Source organism: Rhizobium sophoriradicis (assembly GCF_025200795.1).
GTDB classification, from domain to species: domain Bacteria; phylum Pseudomonadota; class Alphaproteobacteria; order Rhizobiales; family Rhizobiaceae; genus Rhizobium; species Rhizobium sophoriradicis.
This window is the reverse complement of the sequence record NZ_CP104154.1, coordinates 357,520-373,011: the sequence shown is the minus strand read 5'-3', so window position 1 is coordinate 373,011 and position 15,492 is coordinate 357,520. Positions and strand designations below refer to the sequence as shown.

At 62.0% G+C, this 15,492-nt stretch carries 11 protein-coding genes; 6 read left to right on the top strand and 5 right to left on the bottom strand.

All coding sequences use genetic code 11. The annotated features are described in order from the left end of the window. Window positions 1-106 precede the first annotated feature (106 nt). Both N2597_RS27280 and N2597_RS27275 read right to left on the bottom strand, forming a co-directional pair. Window positions 107-706 carry an esterase/lipase family protein gene (locus tag N2597_RS27280; protein WP_183602289.1) on the bottom strand — a complete coding sequence of 200 codons (600 nt, stop codon included), beginning with the start codon at window positions 704-706 and terminating at the stop codon, window positions 107-109. Window positions 707-916: 210 nt separating this feature from the next. Continuing rightward, entirely contained in the window at window positions 917-2,794 is a 1,878-nt protein-coding gene (locus N2597_RS27275) for a HAMP domain-containing methyl-accepting chemotaxis protein (RefSeq protein ID WP_183602287.1), read from the bottom strand. 698 nt (window positions 2,795-3,492) lie between these two features. Here N2597_RS27275 and N2597_RS27270 point away from each other — a divergent pair. Genes N2597_RS27270 through N2597_RS27255 form a run of 4 tightly spaced genes read left to right on the top strand, consistent with a single transcriptional unit; the run spans window position 3,493 to window position 7,331 of the window. After that, window positions 3,493-4,806: a CmpA/NrtA family ABC transporter substrate-binding protein gene (locus N2597_RS27270; RefSeq protein ID WP_183602285.1), complete on the top strand. Its 1,314-nt coding sequence runs from the start codon at window positions 3,493-3,495 to the stop codon at window positions 4,804-4,806. Window positions 4,807-4,862: 56 nt separating this feature from the next. Next, window positions 4,863-5,756: a nitrate ABC transporter permease gene (gene ntrB / locus N2597_RS27265; protein WP_106797371.1), complete on the top strand. Its 894-nt coding sequence runs from the start codon at window positions 4,863-4,865 to the stop codon at window positions 5,754-5,756. An 11-nt stretch (window positions 5,757-5,767) separates the two neighbouring features. Next, a complete protein-coding gene (locus N2597_RS27260; RefSeq protein ID WP_183602283.1) occupies window positions 5,768-6,565 on the top strand; it encodes an ABC transporter ATP-binding protein in 798 nt (265 codons plus the stop codon). 46 nt (window positions 6,566-6,611) lie between these two features. Then, window positions 6,612-7,331 carry a 4'-phosphopantetheinyl transferase family protein gene (locus N2597_RS27255; RefSeq protein ID WP_096764126.1) on the top strand — a complete coding sequence of 240 codons (720 nt, stop codon included), beginning with the start codon at window positions 6,612-6,614 and terminating at the stop codon, window positions 7,329-7,331. Here the strand turns inward: N2597_RS27255 and N2597_RS27250 are convergent. From N2597_RS27250 to N2597_RS27240, 3 genes are read right to left on the bottom strand one after another with little or no spacing between them, the layout of a single operon-like run. Further along, the gene (locus tag N2597_RS27250; protein ID WP_096764125.1) at window positions 7,304-8,662 is read right to left on the bottom strand and encodes a lysine N(6)-hydroxylase/L-ornithine N(5)-oxygenase family protein; all 1,359 of its coding nucleotides are present in this window, start codon (window positions 8,660-8,662) and stop codon (window positions 7,304-7,306) included. The two genes, N2597_RS27255 and N2597_RS27250, sit on opposite strands and share 28 nt — an antisense overlap. Further along, window positions 8,659-12,651 (bottom strand): non-ribosomal peptide synthetase, encoded by a 3,993-nt coding sequence (locus N2597_RS27245; RefSeq protein ID WP_183602281.1) that lies wholly within the window; start codon window positions 12,649-12,651, stop codon window positions 8,659-8,661. The genes N2597_RS27250 and N2597_RS27245 overlap by 4 nt, the downstream gene beginning before the upstream one ends. An 18-nt stretch (window positions 12,652-12,669) precedes the next feature. Continuing rightward, on the bottom strand, window positions 12,670-12,888 hold the full coding sequence (locus tag N2597_RS27240; RefSeq protein ID WP_183602279.1) for an MbtH family protein: 219 nt from the start codon (window positions 12,886-12,888) through the stop codon (window positions 12,670-12,672). A gap of 194 nt (window positions 12,889-13,082) precedes the next feature. Between N2597_RS27240 and N2597_RS27235 the strand changes: the two genes are divergently transcribed. Both N2597_RS27235 and N2597_RS27230 read left to right on the top strand, forming a co-directional pair. After that, window positions 13,083-14,069, top strand: a complete 987-nt coding sequence (locus N2597_RS27235; protein ID WP_183602276.1) for a GNAT family N-acetyltransferase — start codon at window positions 13,083-13,085, stop codon at window positions 14,067-14,069. Then, complete coding sequence (locus N2597_RS27230) at window positions 14,066-15,484, top strand: MATE family efflux transporter (RefSeq protein ID WP_183602275.1); 1,419 nt, start codon at window positions 14,066-14,068, stop codon at window positions 15,482-15,484. The genes N2597_RS27235 and N2597_RS27230 overlap by 4 nt, the downstream gene beginning before the upstream one ends. Window positions 15,485-15,492: the final 8 nt, after the last annotated feature.

Genomic DNA, 15,492 nt, shown 5'->3' with positions numbered 1-15,492 from the left:
ATCTCGCTATTTCGTTCGCCCGAATGTCGCATTGAACATTTTAAAGAGTGCTAATCGAGAGCAGTCCGCCGGCATCGATCCCACCAATCGCAGCTCTGGTTCCCTATCAGCTCAAGAACCGGCCGTCCTTGAGAAACGACAAGGCTTGGCGCCACATTGCCTTGTTCACCGGGAAAAACGTATGGTTTGCCGGCAAGACGATATGAGCCGTCGCTCCGTCGAGACGCGTGCTGTCGACTGAAATCTTTCCGTCGTTCGGAACCCCAAGACCGATAATAAGCGAAGAAACCGGATCAATCGTGCGATTCCCGGCGATGATGCCAAGTTCGTAATCCACCGCGCCGAAGAGACCGATCATTGTCCTTTGATCCGTAATCAGCTGCTGCCCGGCCGGTCCATAGAGCTTCCGGTACAAGAACCAGCCCTTCAGGAAGTCGGCGACCTCACTGCCGTTGTTCGGCGTTCCGACCATGATCACTCTACCCAGATTGGCGGGACGATAATCCTTGAGAAGAGCGCGGATAACCAGCCCACCCATCGAATAGCCGAGAAGATGGATACGCCCTTCGCCGGCGTTTGTCGCAGCGTCGTCGATCTGCGGGCGGATGAGACCAACGAGATCCTCCAGCGAAAATTTGGTGGAGGGGTAGGCGACATTCACGACGCGGTAGCCATGTCCGGACAAGAAGCCGGCGAGCTTCTCCATGCTTTTTTTCGTTCGGGCAATGCCGTGAAAAAGGACGACCGTGTCGTTTCATCATGTCTCCGCTCACCAGCCATTGCCGAACAAGCGTCGATTCTGCTGATAAGTCCCGGCAAGCGCAACCGCACCGTTTCCTCGACCGAAGCTGCGGCCAGCTCTTCTCGTCAGCGGGAATCTCTGCCTGCAGGCTGCGAGATTGAAGACGGCCGCAATTTACCTCTGCATCGCGGGCCGCAAAGCGACCACCTGCGATGGCATGCTGCTTTCCAAGGAGCGCGTGTTGTACTGGGCATTCACAGGGCCTCTGTCATCAGCCAATTGGAACTGATTGACCAACTCGCGCAGGCGGCTTGCTTCGGAAGCTAGCGAAGAGGCGGCGGCCGTGGACTGCTCGACCATTGCCGCATTCTGCTGGGTTGCCTGATCCATTTGATTGATAGCCGTGTTGATCTCGGAAAGCCCGGTCGCCTGCTCGCGCGCCGAGGTGGCGATCGCGTCCATGGCTCGGTTGATCTCGGCAACGCGTTCGCCGATCGATTTCAGTGACGTCCCGGTTTCGAGAACCAGTTTCACCCCATGTTGGACTTCAGTCGATGAATTCTGAATAAGACCTTTGATTTCCTTGGCCGCTTGCGCGGCACGCTGCGCGAGTTCGCGGACTTCTTGTGCGACCACCGCGAAACCTTTTCCTGCCTCACCGGCTCGCGCCGCCTCGACACCGGCGTTGAGCGCCAGGAGGTTCGTCTGGAAAGCAATTTCATCGATGACGCCAATAATGTTGGAAATCTGCTGCGAACTGTCCTCGATGCGTCGCATGGCCTGCTCGGCCTCCGACACGACTGTTGCCGAGCGCTGGGCGCTGACATTGGCTTCTGCGGATATAGTGCGCGCCTCCTCGGTGCGCTTCGACGCCATCGCGACATTCGAGGTAATCTCGTCCAACGCGGCGGCGGTTTCCTCGAGCGAAGCAGCCTGTTGTTCAGTGCGTTTCGACAAGTCCTGGGCACCGGATGCTATTTCACCGGTGCCATTGTCTATGCTGTGAACCGTCTGCAGCACCGCGCCGATCGTCGCGCCCAATTGCCGCAGCGAGATATTGAAATCGTCGCGCAATGATTCGTATTCAGCGGCAAATCGCTCCGAGAGCTGAAAGGATATGTCGCCAGCGGCAAGGCGGCGCAGACCTCCGCCCAAGGTCGTGGTCGCAAAGCGCAACTGTTCGGCTTCGCGCTCGGCGCGCTGCTGGGCTGCGGCGCGCGCCGCCTCGCCCTCACTGCGGGATTCGGCAGCCTCCCTCTCAAGCCTGACGACGTTGAGAGCATTCTGACGAAACACTTCGACCGCCCCGGCCATTTCGCCGATTTCGTCGGCGCGGCCGGCATAGGGAATATCGCTGTCGAGATCGCCCGCCGACAACCGCTTCATGGCGGACGCCGTATTGCGGATCGGGTGGGCAATGCCGGAAATCGCGAAAACGATCCCCGCCAGAGCGACCAGCAAGGCGAGAGAGGCGATCGCGGCCGTCATTATGAAAGCGGACTTCGCATCGGCATCGCTTGCCGCGACAAAGCTTTCGGTCTGGCTGAGAATGAATGCCACCAGATCCGCCACCCCATTGTTCACCAGTTCGGCCTGCGGCACCATCTTTTCCTTAAAAAGCCGGACTGCCTCGGCTGTCTTGCCGCTATCTTCGAGCGCTGTCATTTCCTCTGCCAACGCGCGGTATTTTTCGAGTTCGGGCTTTATCTGATTAATGAGCTGGCGTCCGCGCTCGGTGCGCACGCCCTTGTCGTAGTCGCCAACAGCCGTCTCGAGCCCCGCGGCAGCGGCCGCGATCGCCTGCTTTCCGGTTCTGTCGTTTTCCACCGTGTCTTCGAGCAAATACCGGGTGTGGGCAAGTTTCAGATCAAGAAAGTTGGCTTTGATTTCACGCGCCGTCACCAGCCGATGCACCCAGAAGGTACCGACCTGTTCGGCATTTGCGCGAAGCGAGGAAATGGTGTCCAGCGAGACGTAGGACAGAACAACTATGAACATGCTGATGATGGATAGCTTTAAGATGAGGGCTTGCTTGATACTCGGGCGCTTCATGCGGGTCTCCTCTTGGGACGGTCGCTGCCGGTTAAGGCAAAATTTCCCATCGGATTCGATAATTTAGTATTAACTAAACAGAGAGATTCGTTCAGGTCTCGAAATCGCTGGTCGTCGCATTTACTTCCGCGATCATTCCGAAGGCAAGCTCCCCTCAAAGTTACTGGAATATATAAAGAATTACGACTTCACCGTGCGTGGAGATCTGCGAGACGGGCGCCTTCGGGCTGCCACTGCGTCGCGATTCGCCAGAGGGAGAGCATGGGAATGCAACCAGCCCGCTTAACGCCTTCAACCGTTGAACGCAAGCGTGCAGCCTTCTATGGGGTCGCAGGGCCTAAATCGCGTGGCCATTTTATGTGCACTGCACAAATATGGCGCTCCGCGGGTGCGCCCCGCGTTCGCAGTAGCACAAATCGTAATCAGATTCGACATATGCACAACAAATAGTCACATCCGAAATTTCCGATTTTCTTGTTTCGCTTCCTGCTGTTACCGGCCATCCCCTGGAACTGGCACGCTGATTGCAGGTTCTCAAACGCCCGGTCAACGGCGACTGAGGCAGAGAGGCGCGGCTTAAGCGCCGACTTCGACACCGACGTCGCAAGGTTTTTGCTGTCCGGGATTTCCCACCCCGAACGCAGATGCCGGCGGCGTTTTTTTGCGTCCGAATTCACCAAGCAGAGGGGAACCTGCAGATGAAAAAGATTTCGACGACTGGGATTTCCACAACCGGCATTACCCGCCGCAGCATGCTCAAGACGACGGCGGCGGCCGCCCTTATCGGCGCCGTCAAGACCGCCTTTCCCTCCGGCGCCTTCGCCGCCGGAGCGGGCCCTGAAGTGAAAGGCGTCAAGCTCGGCTTCATCGCTCTCACCGATTCCGCGCCGCTCATCATCGCCAAGGAAAAGGGCTTTTTCGACAAGCACGGCCTGCCGGAAACGGATGTCGCCAAACAGGCCTCCTGGGGTGCCACCCGGGACAATCTGGTGCTCGGCGGCGCGGCCAACGGCATCGACGGCGCTCACATTCTCTCGCCGCTCCCCTACCTCATGCAGACGGGCAAGGTGACGCAGAACAACAAGCCGGTGCCGATGGCAATCCTTGCCCGGCTCAATCTCGACAGCCAGGGCATTTCCGTCGCCAAGGAATATGCCGAAACCGGCGTGCAGCTCGATGCCTCCAAGCTGAAGGCTGCCTTCGAGAAAAAGAAGGGGGAAGGCAAGGAGATCAAGGCCGCCATGACCTTCCCGGGCGGCACCCACGACCTCTGGATCCGCTATTGGCTCGCCGCCGGCGGCATCGATCCGAACAAGGACGTTTCCACAATCGTCGTGCCGCCGCCGCAGATGGTCGCCAACATGAAGGTCGGCAACATGGATGTCTTCTGTGTGGGCGAGCCGTGGAACGAGCAACTCGTCAACCAGGGCATCGGCTTCACCGCGGCGACCACCGGCGAGCTCTGGAAGGGCCATCCCGAAAAGGCGCTCGGGTTGCGCGCCGAGTGGATCGAAAAGAACCCGAACGCCGCCAAGGCCCTGCTGATGGCCGTCATGGAGGCGCAGCAATGGTGCGAAAGCATGGACAACAAGGCGGAGATGGCAGAGATCCTCGGCAAGCGCCAATGGTTCAACGTTCCGACCAAGGACGTGCTCGGCCGCCTCAAGGGCGACATCAACTACGGCAACGGCCGCGAGGCCAAGGCCACCGACCTCTATATGAAATTCTGGAAGGACGGCGCCTCCTATCCGTTCAAGAGCCACGACACCTGGTTCATGACCGAAAATGTCCGCTGGGGAAATCTCCCTGGTACGACCGACATCAAGGCGCTGGTCAATCAGGTGAACCGCGAGGACATCTGGCGCGAGGCCGCCAAGGATCTGGGCGTCGCGGCAGCCGACATTCCCGCCTCCTCGTCGCGCGGCAAGGAGACCTTTTTCGACGGCAAGGTCTTCGATCCTGAAAATCCCTCCGCCTATCTCGACAGCCTTTCGATCAAGGCCGTCTCCTGATCCCACCTCCGGCGCGCGCGGCGCGCCGGCCTTCCATTCCCGTGAGGAGCGCGCTGATGTCCGCCCTGGCAAATAAAGAAACTCCCTCGATCGTCGCCTCCGCCAAGCCGGCGGCGAAGATTCTGTCATTCTCCGGCAAACAAGGATCGCGGATCGATGTTCGCCGTGCGGCGCTGACCGCACTTCACAACGTCGTTCCACCGGCCGTCGTGCTGGCGCTCGTCCTCCTCCTCTGGCAGGCGCTCTGTTCATCGGCGGATGCCTCTCTGCCGGCGCCGCATCAGGTCTGGCAGGATAGCTACGACCTCATCGCCTACCCGTTCTTCAACTACGGCTCCCAGGATATCGGGCTCGGCTGGCGGGTGCTGGTCTCGCTGCAGCGCGTCGCCTACGGCTTCGGCCTCGCCGCGATCGCCGGCGTCATCATCGGGGCGATCATCGGCCAATCGGTCTGGGCGATGCGCGGCCTCGATCCGATTTTCCAGGTGCTGCGCACGGTGCCGCCGCTCGCCTGGCTGCCGCTGTCGCTCGCCGCCTTCCAGGATTCCAATCCTTCGGCGATCTTCGTCATCTTCATCACCTCAATCTGGCCTGTCATCATCAACACCGCCGTCGGCGTCCGCAATATTCCGCAGGATTATCGCAACGTCGCCGAGGTGCTGCGGCTCAACCAGCTCGAATTCTTCTGGAAGATCATGCTGCCGTCGGCAGCTCCTTACATCTTCACCGGCCTCAGGATCGGCGTCGGCCTCTCCTGGCTCGCCATCGTCGCGGCTGAAATGCTGACCGGCGGCGTCGGCATCGGCTTCTTCATCTGGGACGCGTGGAACTCGTCCCGCCTTTCGGACATCATCGTCGCGCTCGCCTATATCGGCATCGTCGGTTTTGCTCTCGACAAGCTGGTAGCCGCGCTCGGCAAACTCGTCACCCGCGGCGCCATGGCCAACTGAGGACTATTCTGATGAACGCCTATCTCAAGCTCGATCATATCGACAAACATTTCGACCGCGGCGGCGTGCGCGCCGAAGTCCTGAAGGATATCAACCTGACGATATCCGAGGGCGAATTCGTCTCGATCATCGGCCATTCCGGCTGCGGCAAATCCACCCTGCTCAATCTCATCGCCGGCCTGACCCCGGTTTCTTCAGGCGCCGTGCTCCTGGAAAATCGCGAAGTCAACGAGCCAGGCCCGGAACGCGCCGTCGTCTTCCAGAACCATTCGCTCCTGCCCTGGCTGACGGTCTATGAGAACGTGAATCTCGCCGTCTCCAAGGTCTTCGGACGAACGAAGACCAAGGCCGAGCGGCATGACTGGGTCATGGCCAATCTCGACCTCGTGCAGATGGCGCATGCCAGGGACAAGCGGCCCGCGGAAATATCGGGCGGCATGAAGCAGCGCGTCGGTATTGCCCGCGCGCTGGCCATGGAGCCGAAGATCCTGCTGCTCGATGAACCTTTCGGTGCGCTCGATGCGCTGACGCGCGCCCATCTTCAGGATGCGGTGATGGAAATTCACACCCGGCTTGGCAATACGATGGTGATGATCACCCATGATGTCGATGAAGCGGTGCTGCTCTCCGACCGCATCGTGATGATGACCAACGGCCCGGCGGCCCGCATCGGCGAAGAGCTCGATGTGACCATGCCCCGCCCCCGCAACCGCATCGAACTCGCCTCCGACAGGACATATCTCAAATGCCGCGAGGCCGTGCTGAAGTTCCTTTACGAACGCCACCGCTTCATCGAAGCCGCGGAGTAGACCCCGCGGCGATTGCCAATCGGGCAGCGGTACGCATACTGGCCTGATGCAGCAAACAGACAATCAAGCGGCCGCCATCGATGTCGCGCTCTGGCAATACCCCGAGAACGAAGGCGATGAGAAGCGCTGGATGCGGTCTCTTTCATCGAATGAGCTGGAGCGCGCCGCGACTTACCGGTTCGTCCGGGACCGGACCTCGTTCATTGCAGGCCGGTATCTGCTACGGCAACGGCTAGGCGTGCATACGCAAACTCCGCCTGACAAGCTCGTGTTGGTGGCGGACGCATACGGCAAGCTGAAGGTCGCGGGTCATGATGGGCTGCAATTCAGCCTTTCCAATGCCGACGGGCTGGTGGCGGTCGCGATCGCTTCAGGATGCGAGCGCATCGGCATCGACTGTGAACGCGCCGATGCCGAAATCGAAGCGGCGGCGTTGGAGAGCTATTGCAGGCTGGACGAGCGGCGTTGGCTCGATCGAGTGCCTGCGGGCGAACGGCCGCGTGCGGCCGTTGCCCTTTGGACGCTCAAGGAGAGCCATCTCAAGGCGCTCGGGGTGGGCTTGCGCCAGGATCCCCGCAGCGTCGGCTTTTCCTGGCAGGACAGCATCCCCATCCTGGTTCGAAGCGGCGAACCCGACCGGCAATGGCATCACCGCCTGATAGAGAGCGGCAGCCAGCACGTCGTCGCACTGGCCGTCCGCTCACAATCACGAGCCCCCGACATTCGTGTCCGGATGTTTCAGGACGAGAGCATGCCGTCCGAATAGCCGGCGCGGAGCTGATGCGGCATTGCCGAAGCGGCTTCCGTCGCCCAGACCAGCTGCGCATTGTCGGGTTCGGCATCGAAATGCTGCCGGCCGAGAAGCGCGTTGACGATCTTGGCACTGCGCCAGGCCATGAGGCTGAGCTGAGAGTCGGCGATGCCGTGCGAGTATCGGCCGGCGTTTTGCGCAAACAGCCGGTTTGTCCTCGGGCCTGTCCACTGCATCGTGTAGTCGTCGGTCAAGGTGGGATAGCCGTTTCTGTCGAGGCTGATCCTTTCGCTGAGCGAGCCGAGCGCATCCGGCAATCGGAACCTGTAGCCGGTTGCCAGTACCACCGCATCGGCATGCAGCACCTCGATCCCGCCGTCGAAGTGGTTGCGGACGATCAGGCGATAGGCATTGCCGTTCCGCTCCATCTGGATCACGTCGCGGTTCGGCGACAGAGATGCGTTCAGCGTGCTCTGATCGAGATAACGCAGCGCGTAGAGGCGGCGGTAGATCGAGTGGATCGTCGAAATCGACAGGCCGTCGCTGGTCAGGATCGAGTTCTTCAGCGCCGCCTGCTTTTGCTCGCCGCTGAGCTTCAGATAGGCCTGCACATATTCCGGCGAGAAGACCTGGTTCGAAAACGGCGTGTCGTTGATCGGCTCGAAATTGTGGCGCCGGCTGATCCAGGTCAGCTCCTTCATCGAGCTGGCATCCCCAAGCAGCGCTTCGACCACCTCGCCGCCGCTCTGGCCGCCGCCGACCACGACGATGCGGGCGGCGCGAAGATCCTTGAGACGCGACTTGGCCTCGCTGTTATGGAAGCAATCGGGCCCAAGGAAAGGTTTCGCCCAATCGGGCACGAAGGGCGAAGATCCCGTGCCGATCACCAGGTTCTTCGCTTCTTCCTGGCCGTTGTCGAAGCGCAGGACGAAACGGTCGTCGCGGTGCTCCACGTCGCGTATGTCAGTTCCGTAACGCAAGCCGTCAACACCATTGGCGACCCAGGCGAGATAGCGTGCAAATTCTTGCCGGGGAACGGCTTCGTAATTGGCGTTCAGGAAGGCGTAGAGCCTCTTATGCGCCACCAGATAGGAGACGAAGGACCAGCGGCTCGTCGGCAGGACCGGGGTGACGAGATCCTTCAGGAAGGACGACTGCAGCTCGACGCCGGGCATCATCATGCCGGGATGCCAATCGAAGGAACCCCGCCGCTCGAAGAAGCGGCTGCGGATCTCGGGCACGGATTCCAGCAGGCAGGCAAGGCTCAGATTGGAGGGACCGATGCCGATGCCGGCAAGATCGAGCGGCTCGTTGAGGGCATCCCTGCGGGTAAAAGCGACGGTCATGCGTTATCCTTCTCTGTTTCCTTGAGACGCAGGGCAAGCCTTGAGTGGAAGGCGGGAGACCCGATCATGTGCAGATGGTTGGTGCCGGTGATGATTTCGGCCGCGCACGCCCGCGGCGACAGGCGGCGCCAATCGATCAGGTTGAGGCCGCGGTTGAGGCTGTCGTCGGCCGCCCAGGGATAGATCGGCACGTCGTGGGGAACGAGCCGATGCTTGCGGAAGATGAGGGCGTTGTCGATCAGCACCCAGAACGTATGTTCGCGGCTGCTGATGTCGGGACCGTCGGTCGGAAGCGGATCCTTCTCGTCGCCGACGAAACGCAGGAACTGCTCGTAAGTATCCGCATCCATCGTCGAAAGCAGCCGGTCCCATTCGGGGCGCATCTTCGTTTTCTGCAGCCATGCCTGCACGTCTCGATGCAGCGCGTCGCGCTCGCCGAGGCGGAAGCGGGGCTTGGCGCCGATCGCGAATTCCGAGCCGAGGTCGCAAACGTCGACCATCGCCATCATCCTGACGTCGACCTCATTGCCGAGGGTACGGGCGGCCTCATAGGCGAGAAGCCCGCCCCAGGACCAGCCGAGGAAATAGCAGGGCGCGCCTTTGCTATGCGTCCTGATATAATCGACATAGCTCTCGATGATCTCTTCGATCGGCGCGCCGACTTCCTTCTTCTCAGACAGCGAATGGCAAATGAAGCCGGTCGCCGGCTGGTCGGCGCCGAGATAATCGACGAGCTTCACATATTCGCGGGTGCTGACCAGAAGCCCCGGGAAGCAATAGAGCCGCGGCTTGGCGCCGGAGGCGCGCAGCACGATCACCTCGGAGAGATCGCGCTCCTCCCCCTGCTCCATCACCCCGGCGAAGGCGCGAATGGTCGGGTTGTTGAAGATATCGGCGACGGTCAGCGGCACCTTCGGCCGGCGCTGCCGGAGCAGCGAAAGGATGCGGATCGCGCCCAGCGAATTCCCGCCGATCGTGAAGAAATTGTCCTCGACGCTGATCGCTTCCAGCTTGAGAATTTGGCGCCAGACATCCAGCACTTCTTCTTCGAGCGCAGTCGCCGGCTCGATGATGGCGCGTTTGACCGGCTGGGGCGCTGGCAGCGCGAAGCGATCGAGCTTGCTGTTCGGATTGGTCGGCATCTTCTCGAGTTCGACCACGGCGGCCGGCACCATATAGGATGGCAGGCTGCGTTCGAGGCCGGCACGGACCGTCTCGACGTCAAGCCTCTCATCCTTCTTCGGAACGACATAGGCAACCAGCGCCTTTTCGCCGCCGGCATCGTCATCGCGCAGCACGACCAGGGCTTCGCCGACACCGGGCTGCTGGAGCAGTGCGGCTTCGATCTCGCCGAGCTCGATGCGGTAGCCGCGCAGCTTCACCTGATGGTCGACGCGGCCGACGAATTCGACGGTTCCATCCTCACGCCAACGCGTCAGGTCGCCGGAGCGATAAAGCCGGCCGCCCTCCTTGGAGAACGGGTCGGGGATGAAACGGTCTGCCGTCGTATCTGCTTTGCCGAGATAACCGCGCGCAATGCCTTCGCCGCCGATATAGAGTTCGCCGGTCACGCCGATCGGGCACAGGTTGAGATCGGGATCGAGCACATAGACGCGCCGCAGTCCGACCGCGCGGCCGAGCGGCGCATAGACGCCCTGGAACTTCGTGCCGGCCCTCACCTTCCAGACCATCGGCGTCATGATCGTTTCCGTGGGACCATAGCCGTTGATCAGCCACTCCGATTTCAGCGCCCGCGACAGAAGATCGAAGGTCGATTGCGCCAGCCCCTCGCCGCCGAAGGAATAGAGGCGCATCGGCGGCGCGCCGTCGGTGATGTCGGCCCATTCCGCCAGCTGCTGTAGATAGGTTGTGGGGATGCTCGCATTCTTGGCGCCATGCTTGCGCATCGCCGTCAGCGTCTCCTCCGGCGTCCACAACGGCTGGTCCGGAAGGATGATGCTGCCGCCTTCCATCAGCGGGTTCATCCACCGCTCATGGCCGCCGTCCGAACTGAAGGGCAGGAAGGGCAGCTCGCGCGATTCCGAACTCATGCCATAAACGCGCGAGGTATTCTGCAGATGGTGCGTCAGCGGCCCGTGCTCGACGGCGACCCCTTTCGGCAATCCCGTCGAGCCTGAGGTGTACATGACATAGGCGAGCTGGTCCTTGTGCGTGGGAACATAGAGCGGCGTATCCGGCTCGCCGTCGAGATCGAGCTTGTCGAGTTCGAGGACAGTCGCGTCGAGCTCCTCCGGCAGGCGGTGGCGCAGCCAGCTATGGGTCAGGATAATTTTCACGCCGCCATCGCGCAGGATGTGGTGGTTGCGCGCCGGCGGGTGGTCGGGCTCGACCGGAATATAGGCACCGCCGGCCTTCAAGGTCGCGAGGATGCCGACGATTGCTTCCGGCGAGCGCTTGATGAAGATGGCGACCGTCACTTCGGCGCGAACGCCGAGCTGCCGCAGCCGATGCCCGAGGCGGTTGGTGCTCGCCTCCAGCCAGCCATGGCTCCACTCCTCGTCGCCATAGACGATCGCGGTCTTCTCAGGCGTGCGGCGCGAATGGGCCGAGATCAGCTCGTGCACCGGCCTGTCGTCGTTGACGACGTCATCCTCATAGGGCGCCGACAGCCAGTCGAGCTCGTCGCTGCCCATCAGCTCGATATCCTTGACCCTGAGATCCGGCTTGGCGACGATCTGCTCCAGCACCAGGCAAAAATGCCTGGAGACACGGGCAATCAGGGCGCCGTCATAGAGATCGCCGGCGTAGTCGATCAACCCGTACGCGCCGCCATCCGTGCGAGCCTCGACGACGAGGGAAAGCTCGCTGTCGGCGCGTGCGCCTGAGGGTTCCAGGTTCGTCGCCTGCCTGGGATCGGGATAAGGTTCGCGGAATTCGAACAAGGCCTTGACCACGGCCTCCTGGGCGGCGGCCTCGTCGACCACCAGTTCCTGCGTGATGCGCTCCAGCGGCAGAAGGCGGGCAAGCCCCTCCTCCGTCACTGACGAGATCGTCGCGACGACGTCGTCGAGCGAGTGCCTGGAGGTCAGCGAAAGCACGAGGGGCAGAACCTGCTCGGCGCGGCCGCGGCTGGCGAGATGTTCGTTGCGGGGCCGCGCGACGAGGAGGCCGGTCAGCAAGGCGTAGTTGCCGCTGTAGCGCGCCAGCAGCGCGCAGAAGGCGGCGTGAAGCACGCGATCGACCTGAACGCCCTTGTGCCCCGCATGCCGTTCGAGTGTGCCCCAGAGGTCGGGCTCGATCGAAAACCGATGCTCGGCGCGCGCTACTCCTGCCAGCCCGCCGCTGTTGAACCGGGTCGGGAAGGTCGAGGCCGCATAGTCGAGACCGATCGCATCGCACCAATAGGCAAGCGCTTGCCGCGCCTCATCCGTCTCCAGCCAATCGGCCTCCTGCGCCCCGGCGGCGATTTCCACCGGATGCATCTCGCCGGCCGGTTCACCATCGAGAATGCGCGCGAGCGAGCCCGCCAGGGCGGATTTTTCCCGGTCGTCGCAGATGATTGGATGCAGCACGATCGTCAGCAGCGATTGCCCCTCGGCAAGCCGGATGATCTGGATGCGTGTACCGGGGCCTTCCAAGAGATCGAAGCGCTTGTCGCGGAAAGCTTTCCGTGCGGCCAAGGCATCAGGCTCGGAAAGAACCACTCCGTCATTGCCGAGCATCTCGACCGGCACCGCGTTCGATGCGCCGCGATATTGCTCGATGCGGCCGCCCGCCAGCCGGCGGAAACGGAAGGCGAGCGACGGATTCTGCGCCACAAGCGCCCGGCAGGCGCTGGCAATCGTCTCGACCTCGATCGCGGCATTGAACCGCAGCCCGATGACCTGGTCGGGAAAGACGGTGTAGTTGCCGATCTGCTCCAGCGACCAGATGCGCTTCTGCGCGATCGTCAGCGGAAAACTCTCGAAGACGGCGTCCACTGCGTCGGTCGGGCGAGCATCGGCGAAATTGGTGATCTGCTTGTTCATCTTGCCATCCAGACGGTTTCAGAGACGTGCGTCAGCGGCCATGGCCGAGCGCAGGGAGAGCGGGCGGGGATCGGTCCAGATCTCGCGGATATGGGCCAGGCATTCCTGGCGCGAACCGGCAAAGCCCGCGGCCTCCCAGCTCACCGGAATCCGCTTGTCCTGCGGCCAGACCGAGTAGTGGTGCTCTTTGTCGATGACGACGATCCAGAGATCGTCGCGGGGCTCAAGATTGTCCATTCGAAGCTCCTGCAGAGATTGACGTCATGCGCAAATGACGGATCCTGATGGCCGCGGTTTAGAAAATTGATGAGAATTTTTTTCTTCGCCAAACCATAAATCCGGCCGGAGACGGATCGTCATTCTACCAAATCGACACAGGAGCGGGCTTCATGCTCGAAGCGTGAAAAGCCCTGTCGATCAAGGAGAACATCATGGATTTCGACGCCGCCAAACAAAGGCGGGCTCTGCAGTCGCGGAGCTACATCAGGCTCGCCCCCAACATCGTCCACCTGAAGACCGCGCACGGACAGCACGAAGCCGCCTTCGAGGTCGAGGCCGGCGTCGCAACGCTCACCTTCTACCACGGCGAGCCGCCGCAATCGGCGGAGCTTCTAATGGCCGCCGCCGAGGCGGTGACGGCTGAGGATCGCTCGATCAAGTCGGTCGCCTTCGAAGGCCATCGGGCAAGCCTTCCCGGGCATATTTCGAGTGCGGGAAAGCTCGATTCCGCGATCCTGTGGCAATGGCCGTCGCTGTGGCTGCCGCAGCTCTCCTATCCGTTGCCGCCCGTACGTGAGATGACCGCCGGCCGCTATCATCCGCGCCGGCCGGCAAAGCCGAAGGGAACGGTCTATCGCCGCTTCATCCCCTGGCTGGAGCGGGACATCACCTTCCGCGTGGCCGATCCTAAGACCGACCTTGCCGCCTTCCACCGCTGGATGAACGACGAGCAGGTCAACACGATCTGGGAGGATGCGGGCTCGCTCGAAAAACACCGCGAAATCCTAGAAGAACGGCTCGCCGATCCGCATGTGCTGCCGCTGATCGGCAGTTTCGCCGATATCCCCTTCGGCTACTTCGAAATCTACTGGGCCAAGGAAAACCGGCTTGGCCCGTTCTATGACGCCGACGATTACGATCGCGGCTGGCATGTGGCGATCGGCGAGGCGGATTATCGCGGCAAGAAATGGATCAGCGCCTGGCTGCCTTCGCTGATGCATTTCATCTTCCTCGACGATCCCCGCACGCAGCGCATCGTCGGCGAGCCGCGCGCCAGCCACGAGCAGCAGATCCGCAATCTCGACCGGTCGGGCTTCGCCAAGATCAAGCATTTCGATTTTCCGCATAAGCGGGCGCTTCTCGTCATGCTGACCCGCGAGCGCTTCTTCGGCGATCATCTCTGGGTGCCCGCATCATGAACGACATGAGCGAGATGAGCGGCAGCCTGCGGAAGCGGCGGCTTGCGCCGGAGGATCTTGCCAGTCCGCAGCTGTTCAGGCTGCTGCTGAGGCTCGGGCTGCCAGCCATGTTCGGCCTGTCGATCAACGCCGCGCATCACACGATCAACATGGTCTTCGTCGGGATGATCGGCGAAGACCAGATCGCCGCGATTATGATCGTGCTGCCGATCCTGATGCTCGTCGCCGCTTTCGGCGAAGGCATCGGCGTCGGCGTGGCGACCGAGGTCGGGCGCGCGCTCGGCGCCGGCAACCGGTCGAGAGCCAGCACCCTTGCCTCGGTCAGCCTTGCCGCCGGCATCGCCTTCGGCGCGGCGAGCGCGATTGCGATCGTCGCCTTTCCCTCTGTCCTGCTGTTCGGCGCCACATCAGCGATCGAGCCGCTCGCGCAGCATTATCTCCTCATGATCGCGGTCTCGATACCACTGACGATGGCGCAGATCATTCTCGATTTCCTGGCGATCGCCGAGGGCAATGCCCGCTTCAGCATGTGGACGCTGGTCGCCTGCTTCGCGCTGAACATCATCCTCGACCCGATCATGATCTTCGGCTTCGGCCTCGGCCTGCAGGGCGTGGCGATGGCAACCATTCTCTCTCAGCTCGTGGCGCTCTCAATCTACGGCGCCTACCACGCAAGACGTCTCGGGACGATCCGGCTGACGTTCTCCTGGCGCTTCGCCGATGTCAGGCATCTCAAGCCGGTCCTTGCGGTGGGCGCACCGACAACGCTGACGAGCCTCGCAACGGCTGGCGCGATTGCCCTGATGCTTTCGGTCGCCGGCACCTATCACGGTGAAGACGGTATCGCTGGGGTCGGCATCGCCTTGCGGCTGCTTGCGGTCGGCGCACTCCCGGTCATCGGTATTTCGCTCGGAGCGCAGTCCATCCTGAGCTTTGCCTGGGGCCGCGAAGATATATCCCGGGTCCTGGCGGCAGTCCGCATGCTTTCCGTGGTCACAAGCGCGGTCGGCGGCGTCTATGGGCTGACGGCGATTGTCTTTTCCGAGCGCCTCGCCGCGCTCTTCACCGACGAAGCTTCCGTCCTTTCGATCGCCGGTCAGGCGATCATTGCAACCCATCTTCCCTTCCTGCTGTTCGGCCTGCGGCAGACGGTGCTGATCCTCTTCCAGGCTCAGGGCAGGCCGAAAGCCGCACTTGCCGTCGGCCTGGCGCAGAATGGGTATCTTCTCTTTCCGCTGCTCGCGCTCCTGCCGCCCTTCTTCGGCTTCTCCGGCCTGCTCGCAGCCATGTTCCTGGCCTCGGCGCTGACCGCCCTGCTGTCATGCTTCTGCCTGGCGAGATCGCTCGCCGCGCTCCGACAGCGCGCGGCCGACGATCTGACCGCTCTTCGCCCCTATCCCAGCTTTTGTCCATGAGAGGATTT

Excerpts from the sequence above, each read along its gene's own strand:
- N2597_RS27250 (WP_096764125.1), bottom strand. The coding sequence starts at position 8,662 with ATGACCGTCGCTTTTACCCGCAGGGATGCCCTCAACGAGCCGCTCGAT.
- N2597_RS27230 (WP_183602275.1), top strand. The coding sequence starts at position 14,066 with ATGAACGACATGAGCGAGATGAGCGGCAGCCTGCGGAAGCGGCGGCTT.
- N2597_RS27245 (WP_183602281.1), bottom strand. The coding sequence starts at position 12,651 with ATGAACAAGCAGATCACCAATTTCGCCGATGCTCGCCCGACCGACGCA.
- ntrB (WP_106797371.1), top strand. The coding sequence starts at position 4,863 with ATGTCCGCCCTGGCAAATAAAGAAACTCCCTCGATCGTCGCCTCCGCC.
- N2597_RS27275 (WP_183602287.1), bottom strand. The coding sequence starts at position 2,794 with ATGAAGCGCCCGAGTATCAAGCAAGCCCTCATCTTAAAGCTATCCATC.
- N2597_RS27240 (WP_183602279.1), bottom strand. The coding sequence starts at position 12,888 with ATGGACAATCTTGAGCCCCGCGACGATCTCTGGATCGTCGTCATCGAC.
- N2597_RS27255 (WP_096764126.1), top strand. The coding sequence starts at position 6,612 with ATGCAGCAAACAGACAATCAAGCGGCCGCCATCGATGTCGCGCTCTGG.
- N2597_RS27235 (WP_183602276.1), top strand. The coding sequence starts at position 13,083 with ATGGATTTCGACGCCGCCAAACAAAGGCGGGCTCTGCAGTCGCGGAGC.
- N2597_RS27260 (WP_183602283.1), top strand. The coding sequence starts at position 5,768 with ATGAACGCCTATCTCAAGCTCGATCATATCGACAAACATTTCGACCGC.
- N2597_RS27270 (WP_183602285.1), top strand. The coding sequence starts at position 3,493 with ATGAAAAAGATTTCGACGACTGGGATTTCCACAACCGGCATTACCCGC.
- N2597_RS27280 (WP_183602289.1), bottom strand. The coding sequence starts at position 706 with ATGGAGAAGCTCGCCGGCTTCTTGTCCGGACATGGCTACCGCGTCGTG.